At 57.0% G+C, this 22,813-nt stretch carries 21 protein-coding genes and 2 pseudogenes; 13 read left to right on the top strand and 10 right to left on the bottom strand.

Annotated elements, in window-relative coordinates; all coding sequences use genetic code 11:
* Positions 1–551 precede the first annotated feature (551 nt).
* Positions 552–911, top strand: a complete 360-nt coding sequence (locus BMY29_RS18620; RefSeq protein ID WP_049989148.1) for a nucleotidyltransferase family protein — start codon at positions 552–554, stop codon at positions 909–911.
* A 358-nt stretch (positions 912–1,269) separates the two neighbouring features.
* Here BMY29_RS18620 and BMY29_RS20735 read toward each other — a convergent pair whose 3' ends face one another.
* The 4 genes from BMY29_RS20735 to BMY29_RS18600 form a co-directional block, all read right to left on the bottom strand.
* Entirely contained in the window at positions 1,270–1,503 is a 234-nt protein-coding gene (locus BMY29_RS20735) for a hypothetical protein (protein ID WP_143067749.1), read from the bottom strand.
* A gap of 990 nt (positions 1,504–2,493) precedes the next feature.
* Positions 2,494–3,789, bottom strand: coding sequence for a TRAP transporter large permease (locus BMY29_RS18610; RefSeq protein ID WP_049989147.1), 1,296 nt, complete (start codon positions 3,787–3,789; stop codon positions 2,494–2,496).
* 111 nt (positions 3,790–3,900) lie between these two features.
* Positions 3,901–4,431: a TRAP transporter small permease gene (locus tag BMY29_RS18605; protein ID WP_081985420.1), complete on the bottom strand. Its 531-nt coding sequence runs from the start codon at positions 4,429–4,431 to the stop codon at positions 3,901–3,903.
* Between the two features lie 25 nt (positions 4,432–4,456).
* A complete protein-coding gene (locus BMY29_RS18600; RefSeq protein ID WP_081985419.1) occupies positions 4,457–5,482 on the bottom strand; it encodes a TRAP transporter substrate-binding protein in 1,026 nt (341 codons plus the stop codon).
* Between the two features lie 113 nt (positions 5,483–5,595).
* Between BMY29_RS18600 and BMY29_RS18595 the strand changes: the two genes are divergently transcribed.
* On the top strand, positions 5,596–6,555 hold the full coding sequence (locus BMY29_RS18595; protein ID WP_206539046.1) for a mannonate dehydratase: 960 nt from the start codon (positions 5,596–5,598) through the stop codon (positions 6,553–6,555).
* A gap of 62 nt (positions 6,556–6,617) precedes the next feature.
* Here the strand turns inward: BMY29_RS18595 and BMY29_RS18590 are convergent, their stop codons facing one another.
* On the bottom strand, positions 6,618–7,643 hold the full coding sequence (locus tag BMY29_RS18590; protein ID WP_049989144.1) for an NAD(P)-dependent alcohol dehydrogenase: 1,026 nt from the start codon (positions 7,641–7,643) through the stop codon (positions 6,618–6,620).
* Positions 7,644–7,820: 177 nt separating this feature from the next.
* Positions 7,821–8,567 (bottom strand): SDR family NAD(P)-dependent oxidoreductase, encoded by a 747-nt coding sequence (locus tag BMY29_RS18585; protein ID WP_173424873.1) that lies wholly within the window; start codon positions 8,565–8,567, stop codon positions 7,821–7,823.
* A gap of 436 nt (positions 8,568–9,003) precedes the next feature.
* On the opposite strand from BMY29_RS18585, the gene BMY29_RS18580 reads away from it, so the two are divergent.
* Complete coding sequence (locus tag BMY29_RS18580) at positions 9,004–9,777, top strand: IclR family transcriptional regulator (RefSeq protein ID WP_049989142.1); 774 nt, start codon at positions 9,004–9,006, stop codon at positions 9,775–9,777.
* Positions 9,778–10,396: 619 nt separating this feature from the next.
* Here the strand turns inward: BMY29_RS18580 and BMY29_RS18575 are convergent.
* On the bottom strand, positions 10,397–11,179 hold the full coding sequence (locus BMY29_RS18575; RefSeq protein WP_049989141.1) for an IclR family transcriptional regulator: 783 nt from the start codon (positions 11,177–11,179) through the stop codon (positions 10,397–10,399).
* Between the two features lie 197 nt (positions 11,180–11,376).
* Positions 11,377–12,342, bottom strand: coding sequence for a D-2-hydroxyacid dehydrogenase (locus BMY29_RS18570; RefSeq protein WP_049989140.1), 966 nt, complete (start codon positions 12,340–12,342; stop codon positions 11,377–11,379).
* 342 nt (positions 12,343–12,684) lie between these two features.
* On the opposite strand from BMY29_RS18570, the gene BMY29_RS18565 reads away from it, so the two are divergent.
* From BMY29_RS18565 to BMY29_RS18530, 9 genes and pseudogenes are all read left to right on the top strand, one after another.
* Positions 12,685–13,902 (top strand): ABC transporter substrate-binding protein, encoded by a 1,218-nt coding sequence (locus tag BMY29_RS18565; RefSeq protein WP_241471252.1) that lies wholly within the window; start codon positions 12,685–12,687, stop codon positions 13,900–13,902.
* A gap of 1 nt (position 13,903) precedes the next feature.
* Positions 13,904–14,833 carry a carbohydrate ABC transporter permease gene (locus BMY29_RS18560; protein ID WP_049989138.1) on the top strand — a complete coding sequence of 310 codons (930 nt, stop codon included), beginning with the start codon at positions 13,904–13,906 and terminating at the stop codon, positions 14,831–14,833.
* On the top strand, positions 14,830–15,663 hold the full coding sequence (locus tag BMY29_RS18555) for a carbohydrate ABC transporter permease (protein WP_049989137.1): 834 nt from the start codon (positions 14,830–14,832) through the stop codon (positions 15,661–15,663). The genes BMY29_RS18560 and BMY29_RS18555 overlap by 4 nt, the downstream gene beginning before the upstream one ends.
* 11 nt (positions 15,664–15,674) lie before the next feature.
* On the top strand, positions 15,675–16,856 hold the full coding sequence (locus BMY29_RS18550) for an ABC transporter ATP-binding protein (protein WP_049989136.1): 1,182 nt from the start codon (positions 15,675–15,677) through the stop codon (positions 16,854–16,856).
* Positions 16,857–16,920: 64 nt separating this feature from the next.
* Positions 16,921–17,706: an inositol monophosphatase family protein gene (locus BMY29_RS18545; RefSeq protein WP_049989135.1), complete on the top strand. Its 786-nt coding sequence runs from the start codon at positions 16,921–16,923 to the stop codon at positions 17,704–17,706.
* Between the two features lie 93 nt (positions 17,707–17,799).
* A pseudogene (locus BMY29_RS18540) lies at positions 17,800–18,212 on the top strand (integrase core domain-containing protein); the annotation flags it as partial.
* A 19-nt stretch (positions 18,213–18,231) separates the two neighbouring features.
* Positions 18,232–18,534 (top strand): annotated as a pseudogene (locus tag BMY29_RS21630) (ribbon-helix-helix domain-containing protein); the annotation flags it as partial.
* 39 nt (positions 18,535–18,573) lie between these two features.
* Positions 18,574–18,735 carry a hypothetical protein gene (locus tag BMY29_RS21515; protein ID WP_241471250.1) on the top strand — a complete coding sequence of 54 codons (162 nt, stop codon included), beginning with the start codon at positions 18,574–18,576 and terminating at the stop codon, positions 18,733–18,735.
* A 654-nt stretch (positions 18,736–19,389) separates the two neighbouring features.
* Positions 19,390–20,247 carry a DUF8054 domain-containing protein gene (locus tag BMY29_RS18530; RefSeq protein WP_049989134.1) on the top strand — a complete coding sequence of 286 codons (858 nt, stop codon included), beginning with the start codon at positions 19,390–19,392 and terminating at the stop codon, positions 20,245–20,247.
* Between the two features lie 47 nt (positions 20,248–20,294).
* Here the strand turns inward: BMY29_RS18530 and BMY29_RS18525 are convergent, their stop codons facing one another.
* Positions 20,295–20,801 carry an OsmC family protein gene (locus tag BMY29_RS18525; RefSeq protein ID WP_049989133.1) on the bottom strand — a complete coding sequence of 169 codons (507 nt, stop codon included), beginning with the start codon at positions 20,799–20,801 and terminating at the stop codon, positions 20,295–20,297.
* A 231-nt stretch (positions 20,802–21,032) separates the two neighbouring features.
* Here BMY29_RS18525 and BMY29_RS18520 point away from each other — a divergent pair, with 231 nt between their 5' ends.
* Positions 21,033–21,326, top strand: a complete 294-nt coding sequence (locus tag BMY29_RS18520; protein ID WP_049989132.1) for a PadR family transcriptional regulator — start codon at positions 21,033–21,035, stop codon at positions 21,324–21,326.
* A 156-nt stretch (positions 21,327–21,482) separates the two neighbouring features.
* Here BMY29_RS18520 and BMY29_RS18515 read toward each other — a convergent pair whose 3' ends face one another.
* On the bottom strand, positions 21,483–22,637 hold the full coding sequence (locus tag BMY29_RS18515) for a cobalamin-independent methionine synthase II family protein (RefSeq protein ID WP_049989131.1): 1,155 nt from the start codon (positions 22,635–22,637) through the stop codon (positions 21,483–21,485).
* Between the last annotated feature and the right edge of the window lie 176 nt (positions 22,638–22,813).

Here is a 22,813-nt window from a genome sequence, read left to right as displayed (position 1 = left end):
GGCGGTACCCCAACACTCATAACCATAGTACTTTGCATCTAAGCAGTTTTGTGCCGATTTTGAAACCACTAACAGTTACGTACGGAGGAAGGCGTAACTGATTTGAGGAATTCCTGGGCTGAGCGAGACCCCTTCCTAACATCTACATCCGAAAATACGATGACGGGAACCGTTCCGTCAGTGCCGAGCGCGACGTCGGCGATAGAGTTCCCCCTGCCGGTCTTCAGTATTGTCGACGGCTGCGGAACCGACTAAAGCGAGAGTGCAGATATCGGCGCGGCTGACAGCCCCTCGCCGCCTTTTCCGCCGTATCCCATAACGACGTTCCCAGCACCGGAGAGGACGTCGATGCATTCCCGCGACCTCGCGACCGACAGCGATACTCTTAGGTGTCATTTTATCGCGAACGGTCGCTTTGGATCGGCGACCGCCGAACTCACGTGGTTCGTCGCCAATATACACGCATTCGATCCTCGTACGAGGAGTATGGCCGATCGCCCGTCGCCTGGTCCCAGGCGAGCGAGCGACGGGAGTCCCTACGACGTGATTGAATGACCACCGAGATCCTCCCTCGCCACGGGCCCGACGCGATCGCCAGCGCGCTCGGGAAGGACGATTTCGGCGTTCCAGCAGTTGCCGGTGTTGTTCTCGCCAGCGGGACGAGTTCGCGGTTCGGGACGGAGAACAAGCTACTCGCCGAACTCGACGGCGAACCGCTGATTCGGCACGCAACCCGAACAATTCTGGACGCCGGCCTCGCTACCATCGTCGTACTCGGACACGAAGCGCCGGCAGTTCGGGCTGCCCTCGCCGAATTCGACGGACAGTTCGTAGAGAATCGCGACTACCGCGAGAGGCAACCAACGACCGACCAACTTCTGGTATCGTTCGGTGGAAGAGCACTATGGTAGATCTTCTGTTCGCTGATCGAACCCTTCTTAAGATCACCGAAGGTCACAGTCAAGCGATTGCCTCGGAATCAATCGCCGAGTAGGCGATGCACCAGACCTATACTGCGAGGAGACTCGGCAACACGAGCACGCTCGTGAGGAAGCCGTACCCGATCGCGACGCTCGTAACGAATCCGATCCGTTGAAGCGACGAGCGCCAGAGTAAGCACGAGAACGCCGAAGTCAGCGGCGATCGGCACGACGCGGGTACGAGAGCGCGCCTTCGAGAATCTCGCCGAACTTCGGACGGCGACGCTCGACCGCACGGGCGACCAGACCGTGTCGACGCTTCACCGGTCATTCGAACTCAATTAAGGCCTCAGCACCCCATAGATGAGGCAGTTATTACGGCCATCCACCTAGCTAGAATGTCAATACCGACAACCAGAATGCCGAGTTGTGAGACCGAGAACGCTGAGGTCATGACGACGAAGGGGTAGGCAAGCGCGCTGAGGACGCTGGCGGAGCCGTAGACCGGGAAGACCGCGCAGACGTCGTCGATGCCGACGCGCTCAAGGAGTTCGAATACTAACGGGACTTGGTCGCCGGCGATGAATCCGACAACTGCCGTTCACCACGGACTTGCGACCGCTGCGATGGCATAGTTTACCTAATCAAAACGGAGTTTGACCGGCCATTTGCCTTTCACGTCGATAACTGTAAGGCGCGGATTCGGACCATCGTGAAGGATGTCAATAACATCTCTTCTAAGAAGATATTCTTCATTCTGATATCCATAAATCGGTACGAAATACATGAAATTGATATGACTGTATGCTCGCATATCATCATAACAAATCTAAATGGTGTCACCTCAGAGATCGTTAGTTGACCTAATCAAAAGAAAGGTAGACAAAAGACATATTGAAGGGGGAAAAGGCCAACTCCTATAAGAAAGGGAAGAGAAAACGCGGGAGTAAAGGACGTTAGCGCCGAGAGTAGGCCAAATACCAGAATAATGGACAGTATGACAATCAGCATTGCTAAAGGAGTTCAGAAGACTGTTCATAATAGTGAGTCGAGTAATAGCAAAATTTCACCAATATATCAAATCTCGAACATTTCAAATGGAATTGGGTATGTAACTCCTACTATAATATGACCTAATGATCTATTCTATTTCATAATACTCAGAAGGAGAGGAATCGTATTGATAATGAAATATATCCAACTAACAGCTGTAAGATCGTCAGAAGTGATTGTGCCAACTGAGGGAGATGATGGCATTGTAACTCCTCCAATGCCGGTAAGATAGACGGTATTTCAACAAACGACCTGATCACCCATGTAATGACCGCTCCAGACATGACGAGTCCGACTATTTTTAATCATGTGTCATCGGCCTCTGTTCAAGTTCATCTACTACCACCGGATTGATTTCATCATGATGCGTAATCAGAATTGCTGTAGAGACGGCACACTACGGGAGTCGCTTCACCATAATCTGGCTGAAGTTTCCTGCTCCTGAACCTCGTTGAGGGCTTCTCGGCTAATAAACCACAATAGGATCAAATCTCATAGCGTGATCTGAGAGAGAAATACTTCAGATGAGACCAACGAACTTTGGGAGCCAGAGAGTAAGTCCGGGCAATACGACTACGAGCAGGAGAATAATTAGAAGCGGAATGTAGAACGGAACCATACTTCGCATGATACGTTCTAACCCGACGTCCGTAACTTTCTCCAAGATAAATAGGATGATCCCGAACGGCGGTGTGAGGAGTCCGATCATGAGCGTGAGGATCATCACGATGCCGAAGTGGATGGGATCAATCCCGGCAACGTCAATCACGGGCAGAAAGACGGGCGTTAAGATCGTGATCGCCGCGATCGTCTCCATCATGAGTCCAACGATAAGCAACACGCCAACGATCATCAGTAGCAGCAGAGTGGGGTCACCGGTTACTCCAATCACCGCCTCGGCGAGTGCGTCTGGTAACTGGGCACGACGGACGAGGAAGCCGTATAGTGTCGCGGATGCGACGATGAACGTTAGTGCAGCCGTCGTGACGACGCCTTCGTACGTCGTCTCGACAAAGTCGCCATTCTCGACACCACCGTAGAAGACATACCCGACGAAGAGTGTATAGAATAGTGCTACGGCGCCGGCTTCAGTCGCAGTAAAGAAGCCACCGAGCAGCCCACCGATTATCAGGACGGGGGTGCCTAACGCTGGGGCTGCCGTCTTGAAACTCTCCCAGATGTCGGGGAGCGACCACCACGTCCCACGCTCGTAGCCGTGCGAATGAGCATAATACGTACAAAGCATCAGGAGTGTTGCTCCCATGATGAGGCCGGGCACGATTCCGGCGATGAACAAGACTCCAATCGAAACTTGAGCGAGAATCCCGTACATGATAAGCGGGACGCTCGGAGGAATAATCGGCCCGATAATCGCAGATGAACCAGTTACGGCAGCGCTGTACCCCTTCTCGTACCCCGCATCCTGCATAGCTTCGTACTCGATAGCGCCGAGTCCCGCTGCGTCCGCGGCGGCGGTTCCAGTCATCCCCGAAAACAGAATGCTAGCAAGGATATTGACGTGAGCAATGCCGCCGCGGATCGGACCGATCATCTCCTCGGCGAAGTCGAAGATGATACTGGTAAGGCCGAAACTGTTCATATAGAGGCCGGTTAGCAGGAAGAGCGGAATTGCGAGCAGCACGAACGAATCGGCCCCGCTGACGAGAGTCTGGGCAACGAGCTCTGGGCTGTATGAAACCATCGGCGTCAGCATGAGGATGAGACTTGTCAACCCGAGTGCGAATGCGACGGGGACCCCGATGAGGTAGAGTGCGAGTAACACGAGAATGAATAGCGCTATCAAGACCACGTCCATGTTAGATCACCACGTGCGTCCGTCGAACGTTTTCCATGGTATTGTTACTGTAACAACGTGTCTGTGTTGTGGACGTTGGCTGACTCGCTGATGACTGCGAATTATCGTATTTCATCTTTTAGTTTCTGAGTGTAGTAGGGCTTCGTTGCCGACGAGGGCGGAAACGATGTCACGAAGTACGTATATGAGCATCAAGATCCCGCCGATAATCACATAGACGTACAGCCACTCATTTGTTAACATGGGGTACGTTGGCAGGGCACCGAACGTTCGATCTACCGTAAGGTCATACATTGCCACGGCACCGTGCAGTAAGACGACGAGGAATCCGATAACGAGGAGTGATTGGGCGATGGCGAGTGCTCTTGCGGCCCGTGGAGACAAGTATTTCATCAGAAGGTTGACTGTTACGTGTTCCCGCTCACGGCTCGCAATCGCAGCGCCAACGAATGTGAGGCAAATCAACAATAGACGCGACAGGCTCGACGTCCACGGAAGGTAAATACCGAACAGCGGTCCGATCACCCACCGTGCAAGCATCTGTAATCCGACGACAGCAATCATGACGGTGAAGATACCCAGCGTAATTGCTGTCAAAAGTCGGTTAGCTTGTTTCGCCTTAAATTGATATTTACCGAGCATTGTCCTGTGCTATATAACCACGCTATTAAATATTCCTAACCTCGTCTAAGGACGGCTCCCACTGGTTTTCGAATAGTTCTTCAAGAACCGGTTCGGCAGCCGAGAGCCAGGCATCCCGATCAGGTTCAACGACCTCCATACCCCCGTCTTCAAGTTCATCAAGTGCTTCGGACTCACTTTGCTCAATGTCTGCACTCAGTTCTTCAATAGAATCAGTCAGCGTCTCTTCGACGAGTTCCCGATCGTCGTCACTCATCGACGACCAAGCGTCTTCGCTGAACGTAAACCAGCCGGTCGATGCTAGATGAGATGTCTTCGTAATGTGGCTCTGTACCTCATAGAGTGAGTACGAGTTGACCGTTTCGGCGGGATTCTCTTGAGCATCGACGACGCCTTGCTGCAGAGAACTATACAGTTCGTCGAAAGAGATAGTAGTCGGGGCTGCTCCGATCCCCTCCCACACGTTAAGCCAGGGATCCACTTCGGGAATTCGGATGTTTACTCCCTCGATGTCGCTTGGCGTCTGGAACCCTTGATTACCAGTCGTGTGACGGAATCCGCGGTAGACTGGCGGACCGACGACTCGCTGGTTTGCCTCGGATTTGAGATTTTCTCGTGCCTCGTCGAGATAGTCGCTCATGTACGCTCGTCGCTGCTGTTCCCAACTGTCGAAGACGAATGGGGATTCCACCCAGTAACGGGACGGCGCCTGTTGGAGGACCCACGTAGCACCGATGAGCGTTCCCTCGATCGCGCCGATCGATGTCTGTTCCATCACCTCTCGCTCACCGCCGAACCCTTCGTCAATCGTGATATCGACGCGGCCGTCGGTCTCCTCACGGATCGAGTCGGCCCAGTCGATTGCCATTTCGTTGATGACATGTCCGCTCGGATAGACACTGCCGAAAAGCAGGGTCTGTCCATCACTGCCGGTGCTGAGACTGGCGCAACCTGCAAGACTGCTGACTGCACCAGTTCCGCCGAGGACACCCAGCTTTTCGATGAAGCTACGCCTATTAGTCAAGCCATCCCGCTTGCTTGGGTCTACCATCTCGCTTGGATGTGTAGTATCCCAGTATAAATAATTATCCCTATTTATAGTGTTTTCCGATAGTTATCCCTGCTTTGCAAATTTATATATGTAGTGATGGGTCAATCCAGAGTATGGACCCAGCGGTGATGGTACCACCAGTCCAGGATAGACGATGGACACTCGCGAAACAACTTGGTATCGAAAGCGGCGTCGTCCGTTTTTGGGGAATGGACGACTGGTGGGAATACGATACACTAGTTCGGACACGGAATCGATTCGCTGACCACGGACTGTCGTTAGATGTGGTTGAGGACCGGCCGCCGATGGAACGTACTGTTCTCGGTAAAGATGGTCGTGATGAGGAGATAGAGACAGTCAAGCAACTAATTAGGAACATGGGCCGCCTCGATATCGACATCTACTGTTGGGTGTGGACGGAGAATCCAGTCGGTGTTCTCCGAACTGCAGACGCGATACCGGATCGCGGCGGCTCGTTACAGTCGGGATACGACCATACGTGGACGGAACGCGCCGTTGATCATCCCGAAGCGGACATCAGCGAACGCGAACTCTGGGAAAATCTCGAGTACTTCCTCGATGAAGTCGTCCCTGTCGCCGAAGAGGTTGGCGTCAAAATGGCACTTCATCCTGACGACCCGCCTCTATCACCTGTTCGTGGCGTCCCGCGACTTATCACGTCGGTCGAAAACTACGAGCGCGTCCTCGATCTGTACGATAGCCCGAATCACGGAGTAACGTTCTGTCAAGGAAACTTCGCTGCGATGGACACTGACGTTCAATCGGCGATCCGGCGCCTCGGCAACCGTATTCACTACGTTCATTTCCGGGACATCGAGGGGTCCGCCCGTTCTTTTGTGGAGACGTGGCATGACGACGGACCGACAGACATGCTGGCGGCGATGGAAGCATACCGCGAGGTCGGCTTCGATGGACCGATTCGCCCCGATCACGTCCCCAAGATGGTCGGTGAAGACGACCGAGCGGAAACACAGGCGGGATATACAGATATGGGCCGGTTATTCGCTATCGGGTATATGAAAGGACTTCTCGAACAGACTGCAACCTCGTGATGTTCTGACGCGGTATTTCGTTGGTCGTCCTTCGTGGGGGTCTGTCGTCTTACTGTAACTAGCTATACGACATCGATCACCCCTTTGACGACATCGGATTCGGTAGCGCATTCGAACGCGTCTGAGACCTCCGAGAGCGGTGCATGGAAATCGACCATGCTCTCAACGTCGACGGAACCGTCTGCAATTAACTCGATAGCCGTTGAGTAAGTGTTCGCGAACCTATAGCTTCCACAGACATTGATCTGGTTGCGAACGAGACGGTAGGTGTCGAAGGGCACGGCCTGGTCTGCAGCGAGACCGACGAGTACGACGGTTCCACCGCGGCCGACGGTATCTGGGACGGTCTCTATCGCCGGAGGGGCGCCAGTTGCCTCGATTGCGACGTCGACACCAGTCGGTATCGCCGTCTCGAGGACTTTCAGCACGTTTTGGGTATTCGAGTTGATTGCCAGATCTGCGCCTTGGTCGACCGCCTGGTCGAGTTTCTCGTCAACGATATCAACGACGACGATCTCGGCGGCCCCTGCGGCAGTTGCACACTCTAGAGCCGTACGACCAATGGGACCTGCACCCATGATCAAGACGGTGTCGCCGACACCGACATCACCGCGCTGGATCGCCTGGAGACCAACACTCAATGGTTCACATAGCGCCCCTTCTGTCACCGTCATCCCCTCTGGGAGAGGGTGAACGAACTTCGCAGGCCAGGCGACATACTCGGCGAGAGCGCCGTCCGTCCCGGGGGTCGACATGAATTCGACATTAGGACAGAGATTGTAGTCGCCGTCACGACAGGCTTGGCACTTGCCGCACGGAATCCCGGGTTCGATTGCGACGCGGTCACCGACTGAAAGTTCCGAAACGTTTGCCCCGACATCAGCGATCTCCCCGGCACTCTCGTGACCGAGTATTAACGAGTCGTCAACGACTCGGTCACCCATCTGTCCGTGCTCGTACCAGTGAAGATCCGAACCGCAGATTCCGACACGCGAGACGGCGACTAAGACCTCGTCAGCATCGGGTTTCGGACGATCGCGGTTCCGGAGTTCGAATTCACCCGGACCGATGAGTTCTGCAACGTCCATACCAGTCATTGTCTCTGTCCGGCGAGATCAGTCGTTTGAGGCACCCATTCGTCGTCAGTGAGTACTAATTTCATTTCGGGTTGGATCTCACTCGGCTATCAGTTAATACTTTATGTGAGCCTGTCGCTTGAAGACGGATCAAATAGGAATCCGATTAGTTACTACAGATCGTGTCGGTTACTGTGCGCTGTTGTCGTAACCGCCATCGACGCGGATGACTTCGCCGGTCGTGAATGAGGCGGCATCGCTGGCAAGATAGAGAGCGAGACCGGCAATCTCGTCGGGCGTCGCGACCCGCTCCATCGGCGTCCGTTGGTCGATCTCGGCGCGAAGTTCGGTCTCCTCATCGAACGCATCACCCGCGAGCGGCGTTTTAACGAACCCAGGCGCGATCGCGTTGACGCGGATCGATGGACCAAGATCGGCGGCAGCTGCACGGGTCAGTCCGTCGACGCCACTTTTCGAGGCGCAGTATGCGGGCCGGTTTTCTCGTGCTTGCCCGGACGACATCGAGGAGATATTAATGATGCTTCCCTCCTCCATCACGTTCGCAAACACCTGACAGGCGCGGAATACGCCAGTTAGGTTGACCTCAATATCTCGTTCCCAGTCATCTTCGGACATAGTTGTGATTGGGGACTTTGCGACAGACCCGGCCGAATTGACCAGGATATCGACGCCCCCGAATTTCTCTACTGCGGTCTCCGCGAGATTCTCGATCGAGTCGCGATCCGTTACATCACATACGACTTCTGCGGTGGCAGTGCCTCGCTCGCGGAGTTCCGTCGCTATCTCCTCAACTGACATTCGGTCTCGGCTACTCGCGATGACGTCGGCGCCGTCTTCAGCTAGCCCGAGTGCGATCGCACGTCCGATACCGCTCGTACCCCCGATAACGACCGCCGTCTTTCCGGCAACCGTCATCTGCGGATAACTATCCTGGTTCACAATCCATCATTCAGATCCACTCTATATGTGTTCTTTGCTCACCGATCTATGCTCGTTTGGGAAGGCGACCCCTCCTCTCCGAATGAGACGATTCTAATTATATTGCACGTGCTGGTGACCTGCTGTTGGAGCTTCGTCGTCGGCTTGTAATCGCACACTCTCTGCCAACGAACATGTTGCTGTACCCAAGTGCAATCCCAATATCGATTGAAGACTGTAGAGAAATCATTCTGTAGTCACCAACCAATCAGGTACCCGAACGGTTTAAATACAAATCTAATAGAGAGATGAATTCGGTAATTCGGGCAGCGATTATATTATTTCTTCAATGTATATGAGACCCGTTCTGAATATGAGATTGTACTCAAAAGCATCCAGTAGTCATATAATGGGTGGTATCAAAGCGAGAGATATGGTACAGACTGACGCGAACGAAACAGGGCAACTGAGTTCCGTTCGAAGGGCGTTCAATATACTTGAACTCATAGACGAGAACGATGGGATTGGTGCATCAGAACTAGCTGAGAAAGAAGACATACCGAAGAGTACAGCATATATCTACCTAAAAACGCTTTCTAAGACCGGGTTTGTTACGAACGACGAGGGAACGTACAGGCTGAGCCTCCGTTTTCTGGAGTTCGGTGGACGAATACGGCAAAAACAGAACCTCTTTCAGATTGCAAAAGAGGAAGTAGAAGCACTCTCTGAGCGAACCGGGGAAGTTGCAAGTCTGGGCGTTGAAGAAAACGGACAGCGAGTACTCCTCTACAAATCTGAGGGAGCGGATGCGATCTACGACAAGATCCCAACCGGAGAAAGGACTAATTTGCACTGGACGGCACTCGGAAAGGCTATTCTGGCGTTCCTCCCGCCTGAACGTGTTGACAGCATCATTGAGAAGCACGGTCTGCCTAAACTCACGGAGAAAACGATCACGACACGAAGTGAACTACTAGAGGAACTCGAAATAATCCGAAACCAGAACCATTCAATCGAAGACGAGGAGCGGCGTACTGGAATGCGGTCGATCGGTGCCCCGATACGGTCAGAGGATGGGTCTATCCTCGGGTCGATTTCCTTGACTGGTCCCAAAAGTAAATTCGATGATGATCTAATTAAATCGGTGTTGGTTGACGAACTTCAAAACTCAGTGAACGTAATTGAAATAAAGCACCAGCATTACTAAGCGAACTAGCACGAGCGATCCTTGGCTCACCATCTGGTTAATAAACCCACTAAATCGAGAATATGAGAGCACTTCGTCTAGTATGATTGCACGCTGTGCGGAGTTCGTTAACTCTACCCAGCAGCATTAACTCCCAGCGCAAATGCCGCAAATCCGATGATGAGAGGCAGTGATCTGAACGCGTTTTCGATAGATCTGCCCTCTAAACACGCTCCTGTTCATGACGTCTATGTCGCAGCCCAACTGTATTACGCACATATGGTTGTAAATTCATGTATATAGAATTACTATTATGATATTGGAAACTCGAATCATCGTTTCAGTGAACTAAGGCTGGCAGAGGTCTGAGTTCAAGGATGTCGAATGCTACATGAGTTGTAGTAATAACACTAATAATTCATTGTCCTCAGAGGAGTAATTAAAACAAATTAGCATTCAATATATTACTATATGAAAAACCATACCATTATTACAGGCAGGGAATACATCCATATGGTTGTAAAATATTCGCGCCGTATCTGTTCGATGCGGCAACTGGTCGATGAGAAGCAAAGGACTCGTTCAATGACGTTGAATGGACCGCATTGGTTCGATCATCCGAATGGCAGAGAGTTTGATCTCAGTAGTGAGAGTAGCGAAGTTCAATAACGTTTGCCGTCTTCTTGACCGCAGCAACGAGTTCTTCGAATCGTTCTTGCTCGTCTAGGTGGTTCTTCGGGCCGGAAACCGATACGGCGCTAATGACCTCGTTCGTACTTCGGTCCACGATCGGTGCGCCGATAGTGAGAACACCTTCTCTTCTATCTTGGTCCTCAACGGAATACCCACGCTCGCGGATATACTCAAGTTCTGTGAAAAGGTTGTCATCATCCGTTATCGTGTGCTCGTTCGCCCGAGGCAACCCATGAGTGTTGATGATTGACTCGACGCGACTCATCGGGTAGTGCGCTAACATCGCCTTCCCAAGCGCCGTCCAGTGCATATGCGCGTACTCTCCGATCGGGGCGTTGTCGTGGACGGCGTCCGGCCCTTCCGATTTGTAGAGGAGAACCCGAAGTCCGTTTTCTTCGATACCGAGATTTGCGACCTCATCCGTTTCGGACGCGAGCTTGTCAACCTCCGTTTTCGCAACCCGGTATAATCGCGACTGGTTTCTGTAATCGCCACCGTATTCCAGAAACCGGTAACTCAGCGCGTATTCGTCGCCATCCTGTACCACAAAGCCCTGTTCCCGTAACGTCTGGAGATAGATATGAACAGTGCTTTTAGGGAAGTCCAGTTGCTCCGCCAGTTCTGAGACGCCGGCTTTCCGCATTTGTCTGAGCTCTTCGAGAACAATAAAGGCCTTCTCGACTGATCCGAGCGTATCGTTCGCCTCGTGGCCCGATGAGCGATCGAACATGTACGTCTCATTGATTCGTACTCCTTTAACTATATCTCTCCACAGCAATCGCCTAACTCGACGCCGCGCGCGCGGAAGCAATGCGACCGGAAGCAGTACTCGCACAAAGTGACCCTGCTGCGCCGGTCTTCATCCCAACGATCGAGCCACAGGCGAAGGTGAGCCGGGCGATCGATGGGGATACTCTTGATCTCCGATCAGACGAGATTAGTGAGTCCAGCGGCGTCGCCCGTTTCGGACAGATCTGTGACGTTGTCGGCAACGATCTCGGCTAATCGGTCCCAGTGTTTCGGGCTGTGGCCGGCGTTGTGCGGGGTAATAATGACGTTCTCAAACTGCCATAACGGATGATCTGCGGGGAGCGGTTCGGGGTCAGTCACGTCGAGCGCCGCACCATCAATCTGGTTCGTTTGAATAGCGGATACGAGTGCGTCGGTATCGATGATCTTCCCTCGACCCACGTTGATCACCTTCGCGTTCGGAGGAAGCGTCTCGAATTCGGAACCGGAAAGCAGTCCTCGCGTCGTCTCCGTCAGCGGCGCGGCGATAACGAGGTACTCGGTCCGTGCGAGCGCGTCGTGTACGGCCTCGCGTTCGAATCCCACGACCTCGTCCGTCGGTCCTCCCTTCTCGGGCGTGTACCTGATCCCGATCGTCTCGACGTCGAATCCAGAGAGTCGTTCGACGACGGCCGTGCCAATCGCGCCGAGACCGACGATGGTGACCGTACTCCCCTTCAGTTCGCCGCCTTGGTAGTGACGCCACTCGCGACGGTTCTTTCGTCTCAAGCCTTCCTGCAGCCGGCGCGAGAAGGTCAAGACGTATCCGACGACTTGCTCCGCGATGTTCGGTGCGTGGATCCCGGAGGCGTTAGTTACGGCAACGTCCATCTCTCGCATGGTCTCGAGGGGCAGGTGATTATACCCCGCAGCGATCCCCGCGAATAGCTCAAGGTCCTCCGCCTGGTCCAACAATTCCTCGTCGATGTCGACGCCCGAGACGACGGTAGCGTGTTCGATGAGCTCGCGTTCCTCGGCCGGTGTCTGGGCGAGTTCGACGTCGTGGGTCGGTAGTCGGTCGTCGAGTAGGTCTGCGTACTCGCGCGCTGGCAATCCGTGCGTGTCCGAGCGTAGGACGAGAACGTCCGGTGTATCGTTGCTCATGGGTAGGCTCCGCCGACGGGGGTGAACGCTACCACTCCCGTGACAGTGCCCTAATGAAATCGCAATTAGGTTATTAAACCTTCTAAAGCGGCACTAGCTGTCTGCTGTTTTGTATTCTATAGTTTTTTATTATCCCACCCGAATGTTTATTAGGGAAGATAGACATGTGTCGGTATGGCAAGCCAGATGCCAAGACGCCAGTATATAGTAGCTGCTGGGACCGCCGGAATGGCAGGGGCTGCGGGCTGCCTGAGCGGTGTTATCGACAGATCGAACGGAGCTAGTAGTACCAACGAGTACTGGGAATACTTTCACTCCCAGTCCGAAGTCGCGGCGGAGTTGATGCAGACCTCCGTAGCGGAGTTCCAAGACGAGCACGACGTTCAGCTGGAAATGAACTGGTCGAACTGGGACGACATCAACGGTGGCAAGTGGAAAAATAACATTCAGAACGGGAATCGGCCACTCCTCTACGACTCGACGAACTCGCTCACCGGCCAGTTCATCGAACCCGGCTGGGTCAAGCCCGTCAGCGAGTACAAGGACAGACTCGACGACGAGGCACTCGAGAACGTCGAGTGGGCGCTGGAGATGGGCCAGAGCTGTTATCGAGGATTCGACGAGGAACTGTACGAGATTCCCGTCGGTCTCGAGGTCGGCGCGCCCTTTATCGCGCGGGCGGATCACTTCGAAGCGGCCGGCCTCTCGATCGAAGACGACTTTCCGCCCGAGGATTACGAGCATCTCATCCAGCTGGCGACGCAGCTTCAGGAGGACGGCCCGGGCGAGTACGGGTTTCAAATATACGGCGAGCATGGAGACGTCACCGACGAGGCGCTCGTCACGTGGACCGCCTCGAAGGGTGGGTACGACGGGATGTACCTCGATGAGGACTGGTCGGACGTTAACTACGACAACGAGATCTGGAAGGAGGCGACCAGACAGTACGTCGACCTCTACCGCGAACACGGGCTCTCCTCCGCCAAGGCGGCGACGGCGTCTAACGAAGGTGCCGCCCAGATGCTCATTCAAGGGGAGGTGAGTATGTATCAGGGAAGCACGAAGGGCTTTGGCCAGTTCATGAGCCGCGCGGAAGACATGATCAGAGACGGAACCATCGTGTTCGGGCCACCCTGGGAGGGCGACGCGGGCAATCGCGGCGACTTCTTCACGCAGTGCGTCGCACTCATGCGAAAGCCCGACGGCGTCTCGGAGGACGCCTGGCGGGACCGCGAGGAGATGGCGATCCAATGGATCAACAAACTGCTTTCGGCGGACTTCCAGCGGGAGGTGCCGAAGTCGCTCGCGACGCTTCCGGTTCGGCGGGACGTGTGGCCGGAGCTCGAAGACGACGAGGCGCTCTCCCGGAGTAATTACATCTCGACGCTCGAGACGACCGTCGAGGGCATGGAACACGGGTGGTCGAGCCACCCGGAGATGAACGCGATCCAGTACAACATCGCCGGACCGCGGTTCCAGGAAGCCGTCCGCGGCAAGATCAGCCCCGAAGAGGCCTGTACCCGGACCGCCGAAGAAATACGCAATCAGGTGGACATCTAATATGTCGACACGGAACTTATTCGACGTCGGCGGCAGAACCGAGCGCTACCGGACGGTGCTCTCCGAGAACTGGTTCGCTTATCTGTTGATCATGCCGGTGTTGCTGTTTCTGGTCGCGCTCATGTGGCTCCCCTTCCTGCAGGGCGTCTATATGAGTTTCAACGAGTGGCCCTTCGGCGGCGAGCCAACGTGGATCGGCCTGACGAATTACGAGTTCCTGCTGCAGTGGGAGCCGTTCTACACGTCCTTGAAGGCGACCGTGATCTTCTCGCTGACGACGGTGTTACAGTTGGTCGTCGCGCTCGCGGCGGCGCTCGCCGTGCGGGAACTCCGCCGCGGGAAGAGTCTCGTCAGCGCGGCATTTCTGCTCTCGTATACGATGCCACCGCTGGTGATCGGGACCATCTGGGCGTACCTGCTCGAGCCCGACTTCGGTCCCGTCTTCGGCTACCTCACCGAGTGGAGCGTCCTCGAAGAGACGATCTATTGGGGTAGCAGCGGGCCACTATCGCTCGCCGTCGTGATGTTCGTGACGACGTGGACGTTTTGGCCGTTCATGTTCCTCATCATCTCGGCCAGCCTCGAGAGCATCCCGGAAGAACTGTACGAGAGCGCTCGCATGTACGGCGCGGGGCCGCTCCAGACGTTCCTGCGCGTGACGCTACCGCAGCTGAAAAGCGCCATTCTGGTCGCGCTGAGCATCCGAATCATCTGGAACATGACGAAGATCTCGCAGGTGCTCCAGATCACGAACGGCGGACCGGGATACGATACGTCCATCCTGGCCGTGTTACTGTACCAGTTCGCCTACGAGCGCGGTCAGATGGGCATCGCGTACGCCATCGGAATCATCTTGCTCGTGATGACCCTCGGCTTCGTCGCCGTGTTCATTCGCGAGTTCGAGCGCGCGAGCGAGGGGGCGGGAGCATGAGCGCGACCGGCTACGACGCGACGGGCGTGACGCTGAAGGCGACCGCGTACGGCGTCGTCGCATTTCTCGTGCTCGCGAACCTCGTTCCGCTCCTGTTCATCCTTTCGGTGTCGTTCATGCCGCCGAGCGAGTTCTTCACCGATCCGCACCTCGTCCCGTACGACCCGACGCTGGAAGCGTGGACGAGCGGGTTCGAGGATCTGCGAGGGAACCTCGTCAACAGCTTCCTGATCGGGACGGGCACCGCGTTGCTGGCGCTCGCCATCACCATCCCGGGCGCCTACGCGTTCGCCCGAAAGGAGTTCTACGGGAAAACGGTCGGATTCTACGCGATCATCTCGGCGATGATGTTCCCGTACATCCTCCTGGTCATCCCGATCATGGACCTGTGGACCGCGCTGGGAATCTACAATACCATCTTCGGGATGATCCTGGCATACCAGGTGTTCGTCACCCCGTTTTCCATCTGGATCCTCCGGGACTTCTTCGAGAATCTCCCGACGGACATCGAGGAGGCCGCGCAGGTGTACGGCTGTACGCAGTTCACGGCGTTCGTTCGAGTCATCCTCCCGTTGGCGGCCCCCGGAATCGTCGCCGTCGGCTTCCTCGCGTTTCTCACGGGATGGAACGACTTCCTCTTCGCCAACCTCCTGACTACCGGCACCGGACCGGTTCCGGCCGTGCCGGTCCTGTACGGGACCATCGGCGGCGGGTCGGGTGAACGGGTCTACTGGGGGAAGCTGATGGCCGAGACGATCATCATCGGCACCCCACCGACGATCATCTACCTCGTCGCTCGCAACTACCTGGAGAGTGCGTTCAACGTATGAGTCAAGAACCCATGAAGCAAACAGAAGACAACAGTTCGGGCAACCGAACGGAGAGATCAGACGAATCGAGTAGTAACTACGACTCCGCCGACAGAAGCGGCACGGGAGATCAGATCCGTGTCGACGGGATTCGAAAGACGTTCAACGATGGCTCGGTAGTCGCCTGTGACGACGTGAACATCGGTATCGACGAAGGCGAATTCATCGTGCTCGTTGGCCCCTCCGGCTGCGGCAAGACGACGACGCTTCGGTGTATCGCCGGGCTGGAAGAGCCGGACAGCGGCAGCATCACCGTCGACGGAGAAGACATCACCGGCCTGAAATCCAAAGACAGGAACCTCGCGTTCGTCTTCCAGAGCATCGCGCTGTTCCCCCATATGAGCGTCCGGAAGAACATCCGCTTCGGACTCGACATGAACACCGACCTCTCGAAAGAGGAAAAGCGACAGCGCGTCGAGGAGGTTGCGGACACGCTCGGCCTCTCGGCGATGCTCGATCGGAAACCGTCAGCGCTCTCGGGCGGGCAACAGCAGCGCGTCTCGCTCGGACGCGCGATGGTAATGGAACCCGCGGCGTTCCTGCTCGACGAGCCGTTTTCGGCCCTCGACGCGAATCTCCGAGACAAGATGCGCGTCGAGGTCAAGAAGATTCAACGGCAGTTGAACACGGCGATGATCTTCGTCACGCACGATCAGGAAGAGGCGATGACGCTCGGAGACAAGATCGTAGTGATGAACGAGGGGTACGTTCAACAGATCGGGACTCCGTACGAAGTGTACAACGAACCGGAGAACCGCTTCGTCGCGGGGTTTATCGGCTCGCCGTCACCGAACCTCATCGAGTGCACCGTCGAGCGGACGGCCGACGGACTCGCGTTCGCGTCCGATTTCTACACGATTCCGGCCACCGAGAAGCAGGTCGACCGGGTCGAAGGGTACATTGGAGAGACAGTCATCTACGGGATTCGGCCGGAGTACCTGAATCTCGGGACCGATCCAGGCGAGTTCGTCGCTGATCTTGACGTCGTCGAACCGCTCGGCGATCGAGACGCCGTCCACCTCTCCGCGAACGGAACCTCGCTGTCGGCGGTCACGCCGCAGGGTAAAATCTCGAAGGAGCGGGATCGGATTCACGTCGATATCCAGACCGAGGAATCGTGGCTGTTCGAGGAGGACGGGACGCGAATCGTCTGATCACTCCCGGCGGATTCGTCTGGCGAAGGCTTAAAATCACCAGCAGTGAATTACCACGATCACGATGACACGATCCGACGTAGCATACGAAGCGGCGGTCGAAGGGTCCGAGGTCGCTCACGACCTGTTCCGCACCGAACTGGACGTAGAGACCAAGGACTCGAAGATGGATTTCGTCACCAGAGCGGACACCGAGACGCAGCAACGCGTTATCGACGTCATTCGCAACGAGTACCCGGACGCGACTATCGTCGGCGAAGAGGAAGACGAACTGAAGTCCGTTCCCGCGGACGGGAACGCCTGGGTAATCGACCCGATCGACGGCACGACCAACTTCGTCCGCGGGACGCAGCTGTGGACGACGACCGTCGCGGCCGTCCGCGATCACGAGACCGTCGCAGCAGTGACCGTCGCGCCGGCGCTCGGGGACACGTTCGCGGCGGACTCCGACGGCGTCACGCTGAACGGGGACCCGATCTCCGTCAGTACTCGAACGGACCTCGATCGATTTACAGTCGCGCCCATCCTTCGGTACGGATCCGAACGCGATCGGCAGTTCGGCGACCTCCTCCGAGAATTACTCTTGCGGTTCGGCGACCTCCGGCGCTTCGGCTGCGCCCAAGTGACGCTCGGTATGGTCGCCTGCGGCGCGCTTGACGCGGCGGTTTCTCCGCAGCCGGACCCAAACCCGTGGGACACAATCGCCGGCATCGAAATGGTCGAACGAGCCGGCGGGTCAGTGACGGATATAGAAGGAGGGCCCTGGAAGCCGGGTTGCGAGGGTCTTGTCGCGTCGAACGGGAACGTCCACGATGAGATTGTAGAAACCGTGAGACGAACAGTACGGTAATCGAACAGCTCCTCTTTCCGAAACCCGCGGGTACGAATTGCCACGGATGTGGCGACCGGGCCGATCGGCGAAGACTCGAACCGCGCCCGGTTAGTCTCGCTTAGGTATGCCTGGTCTTGCCTGTGTTCTGCAATATACATCGAAACAAAGGTGATTCTTGACATTGCGTTGTTTCGTCGACACGTCACTGATCCGGTAGCTGCGTTTCTACAGAAACTCCGCGAGAAACAGGATCTATCCATGTTTGAGTTTCTCGTCGATCAATTTGGCTATCGGACTGCCCTCTCCCGAGTCGGACTGGGCGGTCAGGTCAACTATATCGACCAAAACCGCACTGAAAGTGGCTTCAAACCCTCAAAATTCGAATTCACCACTTCCATAATTCATGGGTGGGCAGTCGGTCGAGCGTCCGAGGACGTCTTGAACGATTCGTGCATTACTACAACCGTCAGAGACCGCATCAAGCTCTCGGTGGAAAGACGCCGGTCGAGGAGGTGCAGAACTAGACAGTGCCGAGAAACCCAAATGCCACCAGAACGATCATCCGACACTCAATCTTCCGAGCGGGAGTCCGACGTCGTCATAACGGAATGTGCGATCTGTGGGACGACGGATTCGCTCTCAACCTATTCGATCGCGCAGTCGTCACGTGACAGTACAACAATCGGACTCTGTCCGACGCATTACCAAGTCGCGGCTATTCTGAGCGGCGCTCGGTTTCAGGAATCGGACGTCGCGACCGATTACGACCTCCAAGAGACGCGGAAAATCACCGTACGCGTTCCCCGTGCATTAATCGAAAGCGCCGACGCTGCTGCCGAACGCCAGGGGCAGACGCGAAGCGAGTTCGTTCGAGACGGGCTACAGATGGCTATCGAACTCCAAGAGATGGAATCGGCGTTCGACGATATCGTCACCCAGGCAGTGCACGCTGAAGACGGCACGGGACCGGCGGCCGACGTCGAGTTTCTCAAAGAGCGAATTCGAACGCTCGAGTCCCTGCTCGAAGATAGCATCGACAAGCTCTGAATCGATTGCATCGACAGATTGCTCTATGCCGATAGCGGCTACAGGTGGCAACGATTTGCGCGGGGTGGCGATCGCAGCAACTGTTCCGCGGCGATGGCCTGAGTCTCGCTCCATCTGACGCGGCCGGCGATTTGTGATGACGACGGGAAGGTCGACAGTCTTTAATACCGTTTGACACAACAATGACGACCTCGAACGAGAGATAGTCGGGCGCAAGCGACTGGCGACGTCGGTCTACTGCTCGTTCCGAACGAACCGCACTACCACACCGTTACCGGTAATTCGTCGCGTCGTGATCGACTCTGGTCGGTCGCACCTTGCCGTGCTGGTCGAGTTCGTGCGCGTTGAGTCGTCGCTGCAGGTCGGCGCTTGAACCGGCGAGGAAATACGTGTTACAGACCGGGCACTTGTCGACGAGGGGGTCGTTCGATGTCATGATGGTGTGGGGTGGTCAGGGCGGCGGTTTTGCAATCGGGTGAACGAGCCGAACGGTTCCGATCTGTCCGTAGCGTTCGGACCTCGGTAATCGCAACTCGCCGCTCTCGGTTGATCACGAACATCGTTGCATTTGCCGCCGATTTATGACGTGAGTGGCGTCGAAGTCGCGGACGAAGGTTTTTACAGGCGAGTGTGGTACCTGTTGGCAGTTCAGCTATGCGACTGCGCCTCGAGGGGTTGTCGTCCGTTCGACGGTCGGAGTACACGGGTGAAAACCGCTGTCTGCCGTGTACGGTCGTGAACGTCGGTATCGCGGTCGTTCTGGCGACCGCCGTCAGCGTCCTCGCCTCCGTTCGGATCGGGACGGTCGTCTTCCTCGGATCGCTCGCGATCATCTACGTTCGGGGATACCTGGTCCCCGGCACGCCGCGACTCACCGAGCGGTATCTGCCCCGATCGGTGCTCGAACTGTTCGGAAAGGAGCCGGTTTCGGAGCGGTCTCGCGAGGACGGGTTCGAGGACGATCCGTGGGGAATGCTGACCGCCGCCGGCGTCGTCGAGCGAACGGCGACCGAGAACGTACGCCTCGCCGACGGCTTTCGGAGGGCACTCCGGCGGGAAACGGACCGATACGCGGAGACGGCTCCCGCGGCCGACGACGTCGCGGCGATCGTCGACGCGACGGAGATCGACGAACGGGGAGAGCGAGCGTTTTCGGTCGACGGAAACAAGCTCCTCCGGTGGGAGTCGGACGCCGCGCTCGTTGCCGACGTGGCGGCCGCGTCGATACTCCACGATCGGCTCGACGGCTGGGCGGGGCTCGACCGCGACGCTCGACTGGACGTGCTGCTGCGAGTTCGGCTGTCGAGCGACCGATGTCCGGACTGCGGCGGACCGGCCGAGCGGCGCTCCGACCGGGTCGATCCGTGCTGCCAACCGCCGCACGTCACCGTCTGGTCGACCTGCCGAGCGTGCGACGCCTTCCTCGGAGAAGTGGCCGTCCCCGAATCGAACGCCGAATCGTGGGTCAGACTCGAGGGCGTTGCCGAGGACACGCCGGTCGCGTCAGATTGAATCGAGGCGGGAGTGACCTCGTCCGCCTGGCGGACGCGCCGGTCGACCTAGTCGAACGACCACTCCGTTTCGATCCCCGGCGGGTCCGATATCGTCTGGAGGACGACGCAGTATCGCTCCGCGTACTCCTGAAGGGCGGCCGCGGTCTCGGCATCGACGTCGCCGTCTACGGCGACCTCGAGGCGAACGTTCTGGAAGCCGACGGGCACGTCGTCGTCGATCCCAAGCGTCCCGCGGAGGTCGAGGTCGCCGTGTACTTCGGTCGTGATCTCCGCATCGATCTCCATCGTGTCCGCGACCGCCTGTGCCGTGAGTTGCGAGCAGGCCGCCAGGGCCCCGAGTAAGAGGTCGCCCGAACACGCGCCCGTGCCGGGGCCGGCCGCCCCCTCGTGGAGCTCGGCCTCGTAAATCGCTCGACCGATATCGACGCGACAGGAGCGAACGTCGGACTGCTCTTCCCCTTTCGCCGACAGGCTGATCTGTGCCTTCTCGGGGTCTTCCTCGTACGCTTCTTTCATCGATTGCTGCTCTTCTCGGAGGCTACTGTCGGACATAGCTGATCCCACGACCAGATACGTTATTTGTTACCAAAATACTAAGCATTCACCGTGACTCGGCCCGCGGCTCGGGGGAGCATTCGGAGACGAATCGCGGTCGGGGCGGAACGGCAGGAAAGTAGAGCGGCAAATAAGGATCGAAAACTGTCGATGGTTTTCTCCAGTGGAGATAGCCAGAATTGAATCCAGTCTCGCTATCCTTATACCGTGATAGAACACAGTACCGATATGTACGATTTGACCGGTTTCCAGCGCGATCTCTTGTACGTGATTGCCGGCCAGGACCAGCCACACGGGCTCGCGATCAAAGAGGAACTCGAAGGCTACTACGAGAAGGAGATCCATCACGGGCGACTCTACCCGAATCTCGACGAAGTCGTCAACAAGGGGCTCGTCGAGAAGGGAGAACTCGATCAGCGGACGAACTACTACTCGATCACGGCTCGCGGCCGGCGCGAGCTCGAAGCCCGACGGGAGTGGGAAGACCAGTACGTCGGCGAAGAACTCTCGGACTCGGAGTAACGGCACCGCGTCCGCTGGGACCGAACTGGCCGACAGACTGGAGTGTCGGATCGATCACAAGCTGCATCCGTTTATCGTCTTTTTGTGCGCGCTGCCGTCTCGCTCTCGGCGAACCGTCTGCGTTCCGCGTCCGGAACGGACGGGATCGACGGAGCGTCAGCAGACGCGGTCGGTCGCGATCTCGGCACCCTCGGCGAGCGCGTCGAGTTTTGCCCACGCGATTTCGGGGTCGACCATCCCGAGGCCGGCCTGCGTACCGAAGCCACAGTCGGGAGCGGCAACGAGCGGCGTCGAGTCGTCGACCGCGTCGGCGACGCGCTCTAAACGGTCCGCGATCGTCTCCGGGTGGTCGATGATGTTCGTCTTCACGTCGACGACGCCAGGCATCAGCGTCCAGTCGTCCGGCAGCGGGTGTTCCGCGAACGCGCGGTACTCGTGCTGGTGGCGGGGGTTGGCCTGTTCGATACTCAGCCCCGTGATGTCGGCCTCGTAGATCTCCGGGAGGAGGTCGACGAGGTCAGTATCGAGGTGATGGGGCCCCTCGTAGCTGCCCCAGCAGGTGTGGAGGCGGACTTGCTCGGCGGGGACGTTCTCGAGGGCCTCGTTGAGCGCTTCGACGTGGAGGCGCGTGGCGTTCTTGATATCCTCGAGGGATTCGTCCGCGTAGGCCGCCGTCTGGCCGATGGTGAGGAGTTCGGGCGCGTCGATCTGCAGGGTCGCACCCGTCTCCGCGAGCAGTTCGTATTCCTCGCGCATCGCGTCCGCGATGGCGAAGAGGAACGCCTCGTGGGAGTCGTAGTACTCGTTTACGTGCGTGGTCGCCACGATGCTCGGCGACGCCGTTGTGAGGAACGTCTCCTCGAAATCCGCGTCGGCGTCGTCCAGCGCATCGAAGAACGCAGCGGCCTCCGCTTCGGCCGCGTCGCGACCGTCGTACTCGATCGGTCCGGTGACGGCCGGCTGCGTCGCGAGATCGATGACGTCCGTCGAAAACGTCTCCTCTGCGTAGTGGGGGTACTCCGCCAGATCGGCCCAGAGTTCCTGTTCGCGCTCGCCGCCGATTCCCGTTAGCCGGTCGGCGACGTACCAGTTGAACGAGACGCGGGGCTGTTCGCCGTTGTTGGCGATGTCGAGGCCGACGTCGGCCTGGCGCTCGACGACGTTCCGCGTGGCGTCCGCGACGGCGGTTTCCCACTCCGTCTCGTCGACCGTCGCACCGTTCTGGCGCTTCGTGAGGAGGTCGAGGAGTTCGGGGGGTCGCGGAAGGCTTCCGATATGCGTCGTCCGGATTCGATCTTCGGTATCTGCCATTGCGTACTCACTCGAGTAATAAGATCGGCATATAATATAACTCATGGTATTTCGGCGGGCCATATCTCCCCCGTGTGAGAGACAGGGACATTCGACGACATACCGAATTTCGGGGGGCTGACTGCCGCATTATCGATTTCTCGACTGGACACTCCGGAATAGCCGAGCAATGCGCA

Source organism: Natrinema salifodinae, assembly GCF_900110455.1.
Classification (GTDB): Archaea; Halobacteriota; Halobacteria; order Halobacteriales; family Natrialbaceae; genus Natrinema; species Natrinema salifodinae.
Note: the sequence above shows the minus strand (reverse complement) of the source record. Positions and strands in the feature narration are given on the sequence as shown.